This is a genomic window from Stenotrophomonas sp. TEPEL, from assembly GCF_004348785.1.
In the GTDB taxonomy this organism is placed as follows: Bacteria; Pseudomonadota; Gammaproteobacteria; order Xanthomonadales; family Xanthomonadaceae; genus Stenotrophomonas; species Stenotrophomonas indicatrix.
This window is the reverse complement of sequence record NZ_QQXJ01000001.1, coordinates 1,136,714-1,152,074: the sequence shown is the minus strand read 5'-3', so window position 1 is coordinate 1,152,074 and position 15,361 is coordinate 1,136,714. Positions and strand designations below refer to the sequence as shown.

The following is a 15,361-nucleotide window of genomic DNA, read 5'->3' as shown; positions in this document are numbered from 1 at the left end:
CCGCATGGATGCGGCGACCGAGCTTACATGGACGTACTTGCAGCGTCCCCCGCAACCGGACCCACCCTGCCATCCCACGGAACGCCAGCTTTTGCGGTTGCTCCGGCCGTTGCCTCTGCGGGTGCCGGGCGCAGCCCGGCCGAGCCCCCTTCCCCATACCCCGCCGAATGGGTATACAGTCGACCCGTACCGGCATCGTGCCGGAATGAACCCTGGGAGGGGACCATGCGCAAGACCTTCAAGACCCTGCTGCTGGCGCTGCCGCTGTGCCTGGCCGCGCTCTCCGCGCAGGCCGCCGACAGTGCCGCCGGCCGCTGGAAGACCATCGACGACAAGACCGGCAAGGTGAAGTCGATCGTCGAGATCAGCCAGGCTGCCAACGGCACGCTGTCCGGCAAGGTGGTCGAGATCCTGCACTCGGACAAGGGCCCGAACCCGGTCTGCGATGGGTGCGAGGGCGCCAACAAGAACAAGCCGGTGAAGGGCATGACCATTCTCTGGAACCTGAGCCAGGACAAGGGCACCACCAGCAAGTGGTCCGGTGGCACCATCCTCGACCCGGCCAACGGCAAGACCTACCGCTCGAAGATCGAGCTGCAGCCGGGCGGCGGCAAGCTGGACGTGTCCGGCTGCATCGCCTTCATCTGCCGCGCGCAGACCTGGGTCCGCGAGTAAGCGCCACGGCCCCCGGCAATGCCCTGGTGACCCGGCTCCGGCCGGGTCACCGCGTTGCGGGCATGCGATAATCCCCGGTTCCCCCTGGCTGCACCCCGTGACCATGACCCGTACCGCGCTCGTCACCACCGCCCTGCCCTACGCCAACGGCCCGCTGCACCTGGGCCACCTGGTCGGCTACATCCAGGCTGACATCTGGGTGCGGGCGCGTCGAATGAGTGGCGGCAAGGCCTGGTTCGTGTGCGCCGACGACACCCACGGCACGCCGATCATGCTGGCTGCGGAAAAGGCCGGGGTTACCCCGGAAACCTTCATCGCCAACATCCAGGCCAGCCACGAGCGCGATTTCGCCGCTTTCGGCGTCGCCTTCGACCATTACGACTCGACCAATTCCGCCGCCAACAAGGCGCTGACCGAGGCGTTCTACCTGAAGCTGGAAGCGGCCGGCCACATCAGCCGCCGTTCGGTGGCGCAGTTCTACGACCCGGCCAAGGGCATGTTCCTGCCCGACCGCTACGTCAAGGGCATCTGCCCGAACTGCGGCAGCGCCGACCAGTACGGCGACAACTGCGAGGTCTGCGGCGCCACCTATGCGCCGACCGACCTGAAGGAGCCACGCTCGGTGATCTCCGGGGCCACCCCGGAAATGCGCGATTCGGAGCACTTCTTCTTCGAGGTCGGCCATTTCGACGGCTTCCTGCGCGACTGGCTGGCCGGCGATGTCGCCCTGCCGGGCGTGAAGGCCAAGCTGGGTGAATGGCTCTACGCCGAAGGCGGCCTGCGTGCGTGGGACATCTCGCGCGATGCACCGTACTTCGGTTTCGAGATTCCCGGCCAGCCGGGCAAGTACTTCTACGTCTGGCTGGACGCGCCGATCGGCTACCTGTCCAGCTTCCAGACCCTGTGCAGCAGGATCGGCGAGGACTTCGAAGCGCACCTGCGCGCCGGCACCAGCACCGAGCTGCATCATTTCCTCGGCAAGGACATCGTCAATTTCCATGGCCTGTTCTGGCCGGCGGTGCTGCACGGCACCGGCCACCGCGCGCCGACCCGCCTGCACGTCAACGGCTACCTGACCGTCGATGGCGCGAAGATGAGCAAGTCGCGCGGCACCTTCGTGATGGCGCGTACGTTCCTCGATGCCGGCCTGGAGCCGGAGGCGCTGCGTTACTACTTCGCCGCCAAGTCCGGTGGTGGCGTCGACGACCTCGACCTGAACCTGGGCGACTTCATCGCGCGCGTCAACGCCGATCTGGTCGGCAAGTTCGTCAACCTCGCCAGCCGCTGCGCCGGTTTCATCAGCAAGCGCTTCGATGGCCAGTTGGCCGCGCAGCTGCCCGACGCGGCGCAGTACCAGCGCTTCGTCGATGGCCTGGCGCCGATCCGTGAGGCGTACGAGCGCAACGACCCGGCCGCGGCGATCCGCCTGACCATGACCCTGGCCGATGAAGCCAACCGCTACATCGACGACGTCAAGCCGTGGGTGATCGCCAAGCAGGAAGGCGCCGATACGCAGCTGCAGGCGGTCTGCAGCCAGGGCCTGAACCTGTTCCGCGTACTGGTCACCGCCCTGAAGCCGGTGCTGCCGGCCACCGCGGCGCAGGCCGAGGCCTTCCTGGCCGCGCCGGTGAATGACTGGACCGAGCTGGCGCAGCCGTTGCTGGGCCATCGCATCACCGACTACACCCCGCTGTTCACCCGTATCGACCCGAAGAAGATTGACGCCATGATCGACGCCTCCAAGGACACCCTGACCGCCGCCGCCCCCTCTGCCAAGGTTGAAGCAAGCAAGCCTGCCGCACCGGTGGTGGCCAAGGACGAAGCAAAGAGCGCCGACGCGCCGGCCTACATCGGCATCGACGACTTCGCCAAGCTCGACCTGCGCATCGGCAAGGTGCTGGTGTGCGAGTTCGTGGAAGGCTCGGACAAGCTGCTGCGTTTCGAACTGGATGCCGGCGACCTCGGCAAGCGCCAGATCTTCTCCGGCATCCGCGCCAGCTACGGCGAGCCGGAAGCGCTGGTCGGCCGCAGCGTGGTGTTCATCGCCAACCTGGCACCGCGCAAGATGCGCTTCGGCCTGAGCGAAGGCATGATCCTGTCGGCCGGTTTCGATGGCGGCGCGCTGGCGCTGCTGGACGCCGACAGCGGCGCGCAGCCGGGCATGCCGGTTCGTTGATGCAGTACGGGCGCGGCCCCGGCCGCGCCCGGTCCTGAGCACCGCGAAGGGAGGTACCGTGATGGGAGATGCTGCGTTGGAACTGGCGCTGTTCGACTTCGACCACACTGTCACCACCTGCGACACCTATGGCCGCTTCCTGCGCCGGGTCGCCACCGCCGAACAGCTGGCACAGGCCTGGTGGAAAGTCGGCCCGTGGCTGCTTGCCTACAAGCTGAAACTGATCTCCGCCGAGCGCATCCGCGCACGGGTGACCCGGTTGACCTTCAGCGAGCGCCACGCCGATGACATCGAGACGCTGGCTGCGGGCTTTTCCCGCGAGTTCCTGCCTGATGTCGTGCGCCCGGAAATGCTGGAGCAGATCCGCTGGCACAAGGAGCAGCAGCACACCGTGGTGGTGGTGTCCGGTTCACTGGACCTGTACCTGCGGCCGTGGTGCGAACAGCTGGGCCTGCAGCTGATCTGCAATCGACTGGAAAGCGAAAGCGGACGCCTGACCGGCCGCTACGCCGGTGGCGATTGTGGCCCGCGCAAGGTCGAGCACATCCGCCGCCAGTTCGACCTGTCACGTTACACACGCATCCATGCCTACGGTGACAGCACGGAGGATCGCCCGATGCTGGCCCTGGCGCACGAGCGCTGGTACCGCGGCAAACCCCTGAAGTAACCCAACGCGCAGCCTTCGCCACGCATGAGCCTGATTCCGCCCCTGACCGAACGCCTGGACCGCTTGCTGCCGCAGACCCAATGCGGGCAATGCGGTTACGACGGCTGTCGCCCGTATGCGCAGGCGATGTCACGTGGCGAGGCTGGCGTGGATCGTTGTCCGCCCGGCGGCGATGCCGGTGCGCGGGCGTTGGCGCAGGTGCTGGGTGTGCCGGCGTTGCCGTTCGATCGCAGCCGGGGCGAGCACAAGCCGCCGCAGGTGGCATTGATCGTGGAGGCTGACTGCATCGGTTGCACCAAGTGCATACAGGTGTGCCCGGTGGATGCGATTGTCGGCGGGGCGAAGTACATGCACACGGTGATTGCCGATCTGTGCACGGGGTGCGAGTTGTGTATTCCACCGTGCCCGGTGGATTGCATCGAGCTGGTGTTGGTGTAGGTTTTTTTTTGCGACGCCGCGGCGTCGCGTTGCGCTGAGAGCAACAGCAACAGCAACAGCAACAGCAACGGCAACGGCAACGGCAACGGCAACGGCTGGGAGCATCGGCTGCCTGGGCTTCAGGATCTGGGCTGGTGGGCGGGGGCAAGCGGGACACGCCGTAAACCCATCCTTGGGGGCTCGATGGCGCCTTGCTCGTGTGCGCTATCCTGCGCACACGGCAAGACCGGGGTTGGGCGTCCTGCCCAACCCGCCAGGCGCATGCGCCTGGCCCATGGCGCCAACGGTCCCGCTTGCCCCCGCCCACCAGCCCCCGACAGATATCCGTGGCGGACGGTCGAGCAACTGCAATGCCATGGCTGGGATGTTGGTGGGTGCGGACCTTGGTCCGCACTATCTGTCCGATGTCATGAACCCTCGTCGCAATCGACCTTTACCGTGCACGCTGACAACTGCCGAATCAGGATGTCTGTCGCAGATTGCTCGATCATTCGCGCCCCCCTGCGCCAGCTGCGCTTGAGGCCCTTCAACAGCATGCAAAAATGCTGAAAGCGTCTTGATGGTGCGAGCAATGCAACTCGTCTGATTGGCATTGCGTAGCAGCAGGTTTACAGATGATGAGCCACCGAAAAAAGGTGGCCGGGCTTCGAAAACCCGTTTTGTCGAACGTTGTTTACGCTTGCCAGCCGGCGTCACCTTGCGTGGCGCCGGCTGGCAATCCGTCTGCCGGCTATGGCGGGCGGGGCGTGGGGGCCTTCGGGCCAGCCGGAGCGTTCGACACCGGTTTTCGAGCCACGTCTCCGTCCGCCACCTTTGAGTGGCGGCTACCGTCTGTCCTGCACGGAGCCTTGCCATGAACGCATCGGATTTCCCCCATCTGCACGCCTACCTCGGCCCGGCAGACGCCGACGAGGACACGGAACCGTCGCCAGCGCTTGATCCCACCACGTTGGTTGCGACCCTGCGGCGCATCGGTACCGGCGCCGCCGCTGACGGTCAGCCGTGGCCGGAGCGGCATCAACTTCCCAGCCGGTGCATGGCGCTGGCTGATGCCGATTGCGCGCTGGCCGGGCTGCGCGTGGTGCAGGAGGTCCTGCTGGCCGCCGAACGCACCCGGCAGAACGGCACGCCGGAGGAGTACGTCGGCGACCGGGTCATGGAAGGCCTGATGATGGCCTGCCTGGCCTTGTGCACGCAGGCCAGCACACGACTGCAGCCGCAGCTGTAACGGATGTTGCAGCGTCAGCCCCGGCAAACGGGGTCAGATCCCTTTTCCGGAGGAAATGGGATCTGACCCCTGTCCGGACATTACGGCACTGCCGCCGTAACGATGATCTCGACCTTCCATTCGGCGTGCGCAAGCTTGGCTTCAACCGTGGCGCGGGCCGGGGTCGCGCCCTCCACCACCCACTCGTCCCACGCCTTGTTCATGCCCTCGAAATCGGCCATGTCGGCCAGGAAAATCTCCGCACGCAGCACGTGCTGGCGGTCACTGGCCACCAGCGCCAGCAGCTTGTCGATCTCGGCCAGCACCTGCCGGGTCTGGCCGGTGATGTCCTGGCTGGTGTCTTCCGGAATCTGGCCGGAAAGGTAGGCGACCTTGTTGTACACGGTCATCTCGGACATGCGCGGTCCGACGTCGTAACGCTCCATCATGGGCGTGGCTCCTGCGGGTGGTCTGGACTGCATTCTCACCCAGCCGGCGTTGGAAGTGTGTGCCCGCTGCGGCCACTGGATACCGCCACCACCAGCACAGCGGCAGTGCTGGTCAAACGGCGTGGACAGGCGCACGATGCGCCACGCCTGCGTTGACACCGCCCTCGCCCTTCCTGACGCACCCTTGCGCCGATGACCGCACCCACCGATTCCACTGCCTCCCCTTCCACACCGACCTGGAAGCGGGTCGTCACCATCGTCGTCCCGCTGCTGATCCTCGCGCTGGCCCTGCATGGGCTGGCTGGCGAATTCGACGAGCATGGCTACCGCGCCATCCGCCAGGCCTTCCGCGAGCTCAGCGCTGCGCAGATCGCGCTGACCGTGCTGCTCGGCCTGGCCAGCTACGCCTGCCTGATCGGCTTCGATGCAATCGGCCTGCGCCGCAGTGGCATCCGCGTGCACCCGGCACGGATCGGCATCACCGCCTTCCTCGCCCACACCCTGGGCCAGACCGTGGGCTTTGCCGCCCTCACCGGCGGCGCAGTGCGCCTGCGCGGCTACCGCAGTGCCGGCCTGGACCTGGCGCAGATCGGCCAGGTGGTGCTGATGAGCACGCTCGGCTTCATCTTCGGCGCGTGGCTGCTGATCGGCGTTGCCCTGTGCATGGAGCCGGCCGCGGCCGCGCTTGCGCTGCCGCTGGACCCCGGCGCGGTGCGCGTGGTCGGCATCGTCGCGCTGCTCGCCTATGCGGCCACCTTCGTCCTGGTCGGCCGCAACGGTCGCCAGTTCCGCATCTTCGGCCATGGCCTGTGGCTGCCCGACCGGCGCACCATGCTCGGGGTCACCGTGTTGAGCGTGGTCGAACTGGTGCTGGCCAGTGCCGCCTTCTATGTGCTGCTGCCCGATTCCACGCCGACCGGCCTGCCCGGTTTCGTCGGCCTGTATCTGGTGGCCGTGCTGGCCGGCCTGGTGTCGACGGTGCCGGCCGGCCTGGGCGTGTTCGAGTGGAGCCTGCTGAAGCTGCTGCCGCAGGTGGCGCCGGCTGCAGTACTGGCGGCGGCATTGATCTACCGCGTCAGCTACTACGTGCTGCCGCTGCTGCTGGCCACCGTGCTGGCCCTGGCGCCCGCGCTGCGGCAGCCGCTGCAGGCCAGCGCAGGTGCCACCCGCACCGGCTGGTACGCGCTGCGTCCGTGGTTGCCGCAGATCATCGCGCTGGCCGCCTTCAGCGTCGGCGCCGCGCTGGTCATTGACGGCACCCTGCCCACACCACGACGGCACCTGATCAATGCCTCGCTGCCGATCCTGGAAACCTCGCACCTGATCGGCAGCCTGGCCGGCGTCGCCCTGCTGCTGATCGGCCAAGGCCTGGCCCGCCGCAGCCACGCAGCCTGGATGCTGGCGATGGCGATCTGCGTGATCGCACCGCTGCCGATCTGGCTGCGCGGTGGCCAACCGCTGATCGCCTTGTCGGCGTTGCTGGTGGCGATGGCGCTGTGGGCGGCGCGGCGCGAGTTCTATCGCCAGGGCGCGCTGCTGGACGAAGCCTGGTCGTGGCCATGGCTGCGCAACCTCGGCCTGGTGCTGGTGGCGGTGACGTGGCTGCTGTTCTTCACTTACAGCCACGTCGAATACCAGAACGAGCTGTGGTGGCAGTTCGCCGTGTCCGGCAATGCGCCGCGCGCGCTGCGTGCACTGCTGCTGGTGGCGATGGCGCTGGTGATGTTCGGCCTGGCGCGGCTGCTGCACAGCACGCGCAGCCCGCTGCCGCCTGCCGACGACGCAACCCTGCAGGCGCTGGCACCGGTGCTGGCCGGCGCCACCGACACCCAGGCCTGCCTGGTGCTGACTGCCGACAAGGCGGTGCTGCGCGATGAGCAGCACAAGGGCTTTGTGATGATGCAGCGCTACGGCGGCTCGCTGATCGCGATGGGCGATCCGGTCGGGCCACCGGAGGTGGCGCGCGCACTGATCTGGCGCTTCCGCGAAGAAGCCGATCGGCTCGGACTGCGCCCGGTGTTCTACCAGGTGGGTGAGGCGTATTGGCAGACCTATCTCGATCTCGGCCTGGGCCTGGTCAAGCTGGGCGAAGAGGCCATGGTGCCGCTGCACGACTTCGGCCTGGAAGGCCGCGAGCGTGCCGACCTGCGGCAAGCCTGGAACCGCGGCAAGCGCGGCGGGCTGTCCTTCCGCGTAGCACCGGCGGAAGAGATCCCTGCCCTGCTGCCACGCCTGCATGCGATTTCCAACGCCTGGCTGGAGGACAAGTCAGGCGACGAGAAGGGCTTCTCGCTGGGCAGCTACGACCCGGACTATCTCGTGCGTTTCCCGATCGCCCTGGTCGAAGCTGAAGGTCGGATCGTGGCCTTTGCCAACCTGTGGCAGGCACCGGCGGGCGCCGAACTGTCGGTGGATCTGATGCGTCATGTCAGCGATGCACCGAAGGGCACGATGGATTTCCTGTTCATCGAGCTGTTCCTGTGGGGCCGCGCGCAGGGCTACGCACGGTTCTCGCTGGGCATGGCGCCGCTGTCCGGCCTGGCCCAGCACCGTCTGGCCGGTCGCTGGAACCGCCTGGCCGGCCTGCTCGCACGGCATGGTGAGCGCTTCTATGGCTTCAGCGGCCTGCGCAGGTTCAAGTCGAAGTTCGATCCGCAGTGGCGACCGCGCTACCTGGCCGCGCCCGGCGGCATGCACCTGCCGGCTGCACTGCTGGATGCCACGCGGCTGATCTCGCTGGACCCGCGGCGCAACTGACGCCCCGATCCGCCGGGCATGGCCCGGCGCTACCTGATGGATCGTCCGCACGGGTAGCGCCGGGCCATGCCCGGCGGTGGTCCCATGAGGCCGCTTACGCGCCGCCCTTGAGGATCACCTCGGCCAGGCGATCGTAGTCACCGCCGAAGTGATGGTCACCCGGCAACTTGACCTTGTGCACGCCGTCGTTGCCCGGCAGATCGGGGCACAGTGCATCCTCGTCCTTGTCGCCGTACACGCACAGGGTCCTGGCCGCCGGCAGCTTCGCCACTTCCGGCGCGATCGGCAGGCCGCCGCCACCGCCGCCCAGCCAGTTGCTGACATGGAATTCAAAGTCGGCGTTCCTGCCCACCGACAGCAGCACGATGCGCTCTAGGCCGGCGCGGGTGCCTGCATCAAGCTGGTTGATGGTGGCTGGCAGCACGTCGGCGCCCTGCGAGAAACCGATCAGCATCACCTTGTCGCGCTGCCATTGCTGGCGGTAGTGGCCGATGATCTTCTGCAGATCGACAGCGAATCCCTGCGGCGTGCGTTCGCTCCAGAAATAACGCAGCGAATCGATGCCAACCACCGCCACGCCATGTTCGGCCAGGGCACCGGCCACGTCCTTGTCCAGGCCGGCCCAGCCGCCATCGCCGGAAACGAACACCGCCAAGGTGTCACCGCTGCCCTGCGCCGGCACTTCCACTACCGGCAGCCCCTTCAGGGCATCCGGCGGCGGTGCCAGCGCGACCCCGGGCTGCGCGCCGATCACCCGCGCGGCGGCCACCAGCCCCGGTGTCGCATCGCCAGCGGCGGTGCGCTTGAATTCACGCGCCATTGCAACCTGCTGCACGAACGCGCCAGCGCTGTTGGTCGAACACCCCGGCGCACCGGCCGCGTTCAACCACGGGAAATTCAGTTCGCTGGGCTGCAGGCGGTCGTGCTTCACGCCATCACCGCAGACCATGCGCTCGTGCACATGTGCCGGGCAGAATCCCGAGGTCAGCAGGCCGGCAAAGACCTGGGTGTCGGCCTGCGCTGCCAGTGCATAGGCCAGTTCGGCGCCTTCCCCGCTGCCACCAACCAACGGCAGGTGATACCCCGGCAGATGCAGGAACGCCTGTACCCAACGCGAGAAATTCTCGACATCGCCCGCGCCGAACGCGCAGCTGCTGTTGCCTTCGCGCTTGAGCACGCCACGCAGGTGGGCCACATCCACCGATGCGACCAGTGCTCCATCGGCGCGCAGCGCTTCAATCGGCAGGCGGCTGTCATCGGCATCGGCGCCGTCATGGAACCAGATCACCACCCGTTGCGGTGCCCCGGCCGGAACATGCACCGGCACCTGATCGAAACGCCCATGGCTGACCTGCTGCAATGACGCCACCGCTGGCACCGCCGCCAGCGCCAACACCAGTCCCATTGCCCTGCCCAGCCCTGCACGCATCGTTTCGCATCCCGTTGGAATGCGCACACGATACGCCGCTGCTGCGTGCACGGCACGTACCGGTACAGGCGGCCTGCAACCAGGCAGGTGGTTGATTCAGCGGGTGCCGGCGGTACGCCCGCGGCGATACAGCGCCAGCGCCAACCACAGCAGCCAGCCGACGATCACCGCGATCACCAGTTTCTGCCCCAGCCCACGCGGTGGGCCACCGCGCCACAGCACGTGTACCCACAGCAGCACGAAGGCCAGCCAGGCCCAGCCCCACAACAGCGCCGCACTGCCCCGCCAGCCCGGCTCGCGGCGCAGGTACCAGGCCTGCAGCAGCATGCCGACGCTGGCGCACAGGAAGGCGGTATTGGCAGCCAGGCCGTGGATCAACGGCGCCAGCAACGGCGTTGCCTCGGGCAGCCAGCTGTCACCGATGGCGACGGTGGCCAGGCCAACGGCGGCCACGCAGAACAACAGCGGTGCCGCAGCGCTGCGCCGCGGCCCCACGCTGTGCCGATACAACGCGATGCCGAGCACGGCGATGGCCAGCGCCAGCAGGCAGTAGGCGCTGCGTAGCGCCAGGCCCCACGGCCCATGCAGGTACAGGCTCAAGGTGGCCTTCACCCAATCCAGGTCGGCCCGCGCGAACTGCGTCCACAACGCGGTCGCCAGGAACAGCAGCAGTGCCACCAGCGCCAGCGTCGCGGCCGGACGGGCCCGCGTCATGGGCCAGCGTCCGGATGCCGTGCCTGCCACTCAGCCAGCGCCTTGCGGTAACGCTGCAGCTCCTCGGTGTACAGGTCGAGCACGCACAACGGGCATCCACTGCCGCAGCACTCGTTGGGACCGGGTTCTTCCGGCGGCAGCGGACGGGGATCGGCGGGAGTATCGGAGACGGTCACGGCTGCAAACAACACCACGCAATGGCAGGTGGATAGTGTAGCGGCGCGCTCAGGCGCCCAGTTGGCGGCGCAGGTTGGCTCGCGCGGCGGCATCAAGGCGCTGGTCGAAAAAGTCGCTGAGGAAGATCCGCGGCGCGCGCAGCAGCCCCTGCAGGAAGCGGCGGCGTCCGGCGCGGTACAGGAAGCCCGGCACCACGCCTTTGTACTCTTCGGCCACGCCGCGGTCATACGCGGCAAACACCTCCTCCGGTGCCGCCAGGATCGCCATGTCGCAGTCGAGGAACAGCGCCGCTTCGGCATCGACATCGTCCGGGCCCAGCTCGCCATGGCGGGCGGTGAGCAGGATCAACTGCTCGACCCGGCCGGCATCGACCGATGCGAGCTCGGGCCAGTCCGCGATCGCCTGCAGGGCCAGCGCGGCCGACCTGGCCTCATTGTCCTTGCGGCCGGCCTGGTAGATCGCATCGTGGTACAGCACTGCCAGATAGACCTCGGCCGGCTGCTGCCAGCCCGGACCCGCAGCCACCTCTTGGCAATGCTGCAGGACCGCGCGCACATGGCCGAAGTGGTGATAGGCGCGCGGTGGCGTCGCATAGGCATCCTGCAGAGCCTGCCAATGCGCGGGAGCGAGAGTCAGCGGGGCGAAGTCCATGCAGGGATGATCCCGCCCTTGGCACCGCCGGGCAAGCTGGCTGTTTTTTCACCAGCCACTCACATCCCGTGCCGGGCAAGGGCGCAGGGCAGTTGTCCACAGGTTTGTCGCGTGCTGGTCCACACCGGCTGTGGACGACGCGCAGCGCCGGTCGCCGGTGGATGCGGACCGCCACGCGCGGGTCTACACTGGCCGCAGGCGGGAGCGCCCGCCGCTGCCGGAAACCGTCATGCGCCGTCTTGCCGCCCGATGCTTTCTCCTGTCACTGGCTGCGCTCGGCGCGCCAGCCCTGTCCGCGCAGGATGCTCCAGCCGCTGCGCCCGCCATCCCGACCATCTCCACCGTAAAGGTCACCGCCGCCAGCGTGCCGACACCCGAACAGGTGCTGGCGATCCCACCGGCGATGCGCGAGATGCTGCAGAAGCAGGTGATCAGCCGCAGCCATTCGCGCGACCAGCGCCTGCAGGCGCTGGTGGAAATGATCTTCAGCCAGCACGGCATGGACCTGCAGTACGACGCCGATGCGACCTACACCATCAGCGAGATCTGGCAGCACCAGCGCGCCAACTGCCTTGCCTTCACCCTGCTGTTTGTCACCCTGGCACGTGAGGCCGGCATCCAGGCGCGGGTGCAGGAAGTCGGCCAGGTGGTGTCGTGGTACCAGGACCAGGACCAGGGCGTTGTCTACAACGTCGGGCACGTCAACGCCGGCGTGGATGTCGGTGGCCGCTACGGTACGGTCGACCTGGACCGCAACGTGCTGTACGACCGCCACGGGCCACAACCGATTGGCCGCGAACGGGCGCTGGCGCACTACTACAACAACCGGGGCGCGGAGCAGCTGGCCGATGGCGACCTGAGAGGAGCACGTGCCTTCTTCGATGCCGCGCTGGCGCAGGACCCGGAGTTCGCCTCGACATGGAACAACATCGGCGTGCTCGACAACCGCCTGGGCGATGACCAGGCGGCCCGCACGGCGCTGGACACGGCACTGCGCCTGGACGGACGCCAGAGTGCAGCGCTGAACAACGCCAGTGCGCTCTATCGCAAGCTGGGCATGACGGCGCAGGCGGAAGCCATGCAGAAGAAGCTGCAGTCGGTGCAGCGCGAGGACCCGTTCGCGCAGTACATGCAGGGCGCCCAGGCCGAACGCGCTGGCGACCTGGACAAGGCGATCACGTACTACCGGCGGGCGGTGCGCCTGTACGACACCGCGCACCAGTTCCACTTCGGCCTGGCGCGGGTGTATTTCCTGACGGGCCGGCTGCGGCGTGCGGACCGCGAACTGCTGCGGGCGCAGGAACTGGGCGGATCAACGCAGCAGGCACGCTACCAGGCCAAGCTGGACAGCTTGGCCCGCTGGCGGGCGCAGCAGGCCAAGCGCTGAGCCGCGATCAGGCCTTCTTGAGGAAGCAGGTCTTCAGCACCAGGCCCTTGATCTTGTCCGAGTTGCCCTCGATGTGCTCGGCATCGTCTTCGACCAGGCGGATGTTGCGGATCACGGTGCCCTGCTTGAGCGGGATCGAAGAACCCTTGACCTTCAGGTCCTTGATCACGGTGACGGTGTCGCCGGTCTGCAGGGTATTGCCGTTGCTGTCACGCACAACCAGGGTCGAACCGGTACCTTCTTCGGTCGTCCACTCGAAGCCGCAGTCGGCGCAGATCCACAGCGCGCCATCGGCATAGGTGTTTTCCAGGGTGCACTGCGGGCAGGCGGGAACAGAAGACATTGCAAGTACCTCAAAATGAATCAACAGCGGCCATTGTAACCGCCCGGCCTTTCCGTTCATTTTCCGGCGACGGTCCGGGCGCAGCTTCGCCCCCCCCCCGCCCGAGGCAGCCACCGGAACTTGCAGCGCGCGGCAAACTCCAGCAGAGTGCGCGGCCCCTGATCGTCCCCGGACCTCCCCATGCGCCTCGGCATCGACTTCGGTACCAGCAACTCCGCCGCTGCCATCGTGCGTGATGGGAAGCTGCTGCCGATCCGCTTCGGCGATGCCGAGCAGTTCCGCACCAGCGTGTACTTCCCCGGCGTGGTGCCCGACCCGGACGATTTCCAGCTCGACGCCGGGCAGGAACACGAACTGCAGCAGCTGATCGACAGCGCCGCCCGCGCGGCCCGTGCTGCCGGCCAGGAGCGCACGCCACAGGCCCTGCGCCGCGAGGCACTGCGTGCCCTGCGCCGGGAATGGATGGAGGCTCGCGCCGGAAAGGAACGCAGCGCCAGCGACCTGCTGCAGAACGCCGTCTATGGCGACGACGCACTGGAAGCGTATTTCGAGGAACACGAAGGCAACCTTGTGCAGAGCCCGAAGTCCATGCTCGGCTACAACCTGCACCCACGCGCGCGGCAGACCATCACCGGCATTGCCGCGCACATCCTCGAACACATCCGCCTGACCGCCAGCGCCCAGGTCGGCCAGCCGCTGCGCAGCGCCCTGCTCGGCCGCCCGGTACAGTTCCGCAGCTCGATCGGCGAGGCCGGCAACGACCAGGCCTTGGACATCCTGCGCGAAGCGGCCAGCCAGGCCGGATTCGACCACATCGATTTCCTTGAAGAGCCTGCCGCCGCAGCGATGCATTACCACGCTGAAAGCCGCGATCGCCATCAGGCGGTGATCGTCGATATCGGCGGCGGCACTACCGATATCGCCCACGCCGAAGTGGGCGGCAGCCAGGCACCGCGCATCCACCGTGCCTGGGGTATTGCCCGCGGCGGCACCGATATCGACCTGGCCCTGAGCCTGTCCGGCTACATGCCGCTGTTCGGCCGCGGCATCACCCGCGTGCCCACCCACCACTACGTGGAAGCGGCCACCGTGCAGGACATGACCCGCCAGCGCGAGTTCCGCCAGCACAACTACGACAACGTCGACGCGCCGTGGGGCGCGCGCCTGCAGGCACTGCAGGACACCGGCAACACCGCCCGCCTGTACCGCGATGTCGAGCGCGCCAAGATCGCCCTCAGCGGTGCCAGCGAACACCGCAGCACGCTGGATTACATCGCCCGCGACCTGCACGTGGACAACAGCGCCGACGGCCTGGCCGCCGCCGCCCATGGCTACCTGACCCAGATCCGCGAACTGCTGGCCAAGGTCCGCAGCGACATCGGCGGCGACCCGGATGCGGTGTTCCTGACCGGTGGCATGTCCCGCGCCGGCTACCTGCGGCAGGCGGCTGCCGAGGCCTTCCCGGGCGCCCGTATGGTCCACGGCGAGCCCTCGCTGGGGGTCGTCCAGGGCCTCGCGCTGGCGGCAGCCAGCCGGGATTAACAAAACGTTACGCGGTCTGCGCTACCCTTGGTCGGCTAGAAAACCGCTGCACCTTCCGCTGGCCTCGCCGGTGTGTGTACCCATGGTGCAGCCTGACCCCCAGCGGGTCTGGCGACCATGTCCTCTGGCTCGATCATGGTCCGCGTACTACCCGAGCCGCCATCGAGACCCGCTTTGGGCACCCGCCAGGCCCCTGTGGCCGTACAACCTGACGCTGAACCAGCACCCATCGACTGCCGCCGTTGTGACGCGGTCTGTTGCCGGTTGCCGGTCCTGCTGCAGCCCGGCGACCACGTGCCCGGCCAGTTCCTGTCGCGCGACGCACACGGCCGTGCCGTGATGGCGCGCAACGAGGAAGGCTGGTGCGCGGCGATCGATCCATATCACCTGCGCTGCACGATCTATTCGCAGCGCCCGGCGATCTGCCGCCAGTTTTCGATGGGCGGCGACGACTGCCGCCGCGAGCGGCAGGACTACCTGCGCCAGGCTGAATCCTGCGCGCTTTCCTCCCCTTCCACCTGACAGGAGCAACCATGCCCCGCAAGGCAAAGACCCCCGCGAAGGCCAGCAACAGCATCCGCAGCGAACGCAAGGGCGCATCCGCCAGCACCGTGGTCAACAGCGACTCGATCGCTTCCGACCTGGCCGCGTTCCGCAAGAGCGGTGGCAAGATTGAAGTTCTCGGTACCACCTGGGCGCTGAAGAAAGCCAGCTGACCCTCCCCCGACCGCGGCGGCGCTGCCGCCGCG

General features: G+C 67.7%; 16 protein-coding genes. 10 read left to right on the top strand and 6 right to left on the bottom strand.

Translation table 11 applies throughout. The annotated features are described in order from the left end of the window. The first annotated feature begins 225 nt into the window (after positions 1-225). The 5 genes from TEP_RS05105 (at position 226) to TEP_RS05080 (ending at position 5,184) form a co-directional block, all read left to right on the top strand. Positions 226-675, top strand: a complete 450-nt coding sequence (locus TEP_RS05105) for a DUF2147 domain-containing protein (protein WP_025879086.1) — start codon at positions 226-228, stop codon at positions 673-675. Between the two features lie 103 nt (positions 676-778). After that, positions 779-2,851 (top strand): methionine--tRNA ligase, encoded by a 2,073-nt coding sequence (gene metG / locus TEP_RS05100; RefSeq protein ID WP_132824503.1) that lies wholly within the window; start codon positions 779-781, stop codon positions 2,849-2,851. 76 nt (positions 2,852-2,927) lie between these two features. Then, positions 2,928-3,518: an HAD family hydrolase gene (locus tag TEP_RS05095; protein ID WP_165933948.1), complete on the top strand. Its 591-nt coding sequence runs from the start codon at positions 2,928-2,930 to the stop codon at positions 3,516-3,518. 24 nt (positions 3,519-3,542) lie between these two features. Then, the gene (rnfB, locus tag TEP_RS05090) at positions 3,543-3,956 is read left to right on the top strand and encodes an Rnf electron transport complex subunit RnfB (RefSeq protein ID WP_132824502.1); all 414 of its coding nucleotides are present in this window, start codon (positions 3,543-3,545) and stop codon (positions 3,954-3,956) included. 853 nt (positions 3,957-4,809) lie between these two features. Then, on the top strand, positions 4,810-5,184 hold the full coding sequence (locus TEP_RS05080) for a hypothetical protein (protein WP_132824500.1): 375 nt from the start codon (positions 4,810-4,812) through the stop codon (positions 5,182-5,184). Positions 5,185-5,264: 80 nt separating this feature from the next. On the opposite strand, the gene TEP_RS05075 is transcribed toward TEP_RS05080, so the two are convergent. Continuing rightward, positions 5,265-5,612 carry a RidA family protein gene (locus tag TEP_RS05075; RefSeq protein WP_025879081.1) on the bottom strand — a complete coding sequence of 116 codons (348 nt, stop codon included), beginning with the start codon at positions 5,610-5,612 and terminating at the stop codon, positions 5,265-5,267. A 192-nt stretch (positions 5,613-5,804) separates the two neighbouring features. Between TEP_RS05075 and mprF the strand changes: the two genes are divergently transcribed. Continuing rightward, positions 5,805-8,369 carry a bifunctional lysylphosphatidylglycerol flippase/synthetase MprF gene (gene mprF / locus TEP_RS05070; protein WP_132824499.1) on the top strand — a complete coding sequence of 855 codons (2,565 nt, stop codon included), beginning with the start codon at positions 5,805-5,807 and terminating at the stop codon, positions 8,367-8,369. 94 nt (positions 8,370-8,463) lie between these two features. Here mprF and TEP_RS05065 read toward each other — a convergent pair whose 3' ends face one another. From TEP_RS05065 to TEP_RS05050, 4 genes are all read right to left on the bottom strand, one after another. Further along, positions 8,464-9,798, bottom strand: a complete 1,335-nt coding sequence (locus TEP_RS05065) for an AcvB/VirJ family lysyl-phosphatidylglycerol hydrolase (protein WP_276321350.1) — start codon at positions 9,796-9,798, stop codon at positions 8,464-8,466. 96 nt (positions 9,799-9,894) lie between these two features. After that, entirely contained in the window at positions 9,895-10,512 is a 618-nt protein-coding gene (locus tag TEP_RS05060) for a DUF998 domain-containing protein (protein WP_132824498.1), read from the bottom strand. Further along, complete coding sequence (locus TEP_RS05055) at positions 10,509-10,688, bottom strand: oxidoreductase-like domain-containing protein (RefSeq protein WP_099844378.1); 180 nt, start codon at positions 10,686-10,688, stop codon at positions 10,509-10,511. Before TEP_RS05055 ends, TEP_RS05060 begins: the two co-directional genes overlap by 4 nt. 49 nt (positions 10,689-10,737) lie before the next feature. After that, the gene (locus TEP_RS05050) at positions 10,738-11,340 is read right to left on the bottom strand and encodes a hypothetical protein (RefSeq protein WP_132824497.1); all 603 of its coding nucleotides are present in this window, start codon (positions 11,338-11,340) and stop codon (positions 10,738-10,740) included. A gap of 229 nt (positions 11,341-11,569) precedes the next feature. On the opposite strand from TEP_RS05050, the gene TEP_RS05045 reads away from it, so the two are divergent. After that, positions 11,570-12,727, top strand: coding sequence for a transglutaminase domain-containing protein (locus tag TEP_RS05045; protein WP_132824496.1), 1,158 nt, complete (start codon positions 11,570-11,572; stop codon positions 12,725-12,727). A 7-nt stretch (positions 12,728-12,734) separates the two neighbouring features. Here TEP_RS05045 and TEP_RS05040 read toward each other — a convergent pair whose 3' ends face one another. Continuing rightward, positions 12,735-13,070: a zinc ribbon domain-containing protein YjdM gene (locus TEP_RS05040; RefSeq protein ID WP_117310984.1), complete on the bottom strand. Its 336-nt coding sequence runs from the start codon at positions 13,068-13,070 to the stop codon at positions 12,735-12,737. Between the two features lie 180 nt (positions 13,071-13,250). On the opposite strand from TEP_RS05040, the gene TEP_RS05035 reads away from it, so the two are divergent. From TEP_RS05035 to TEP_RS05025, 3 genes are all read left to right on the top strand, one after another. Next, positions 13,251-14,612 (top strand): Hsp70 family protein, encoded by a 1,362-nt coding sequence (locus TEP_RS05035; RefSeq protein WP_132824495.1) that lies wholly within the window; start codon positions 13,251-13,253, stop codon positions 14,610-14,612. Positions 14,613-14,840: 228 nt separating this feature from the next. Further along, positions 14,841-15,134, top strand: coding sequence for a YkgJ family cysteine cluster protein (locus TEP_RS05030; RefSeq protein ID WP_051501656.1), 294 nt, complete (start codon positions 14,841-14,843; stop codon positions 15,132-15,134). An 11-nt stretch (positions 15,135-15,145) separates the two neighbouring features. Beyond that, the gene (locus TEP_RS05025) at positions 15,146-15,328 is read left to right on the top strand and encodes a hypothetical protein (RefSeq protein ID WP_025879072.1); all 183 of its coding nucleotides are present in this window, start codon (positions 15,146-15,148) and stop codon (positions 15,326-15,328) included. Positions 15,329-15,361: the final 33 nt, after the last annotated feature.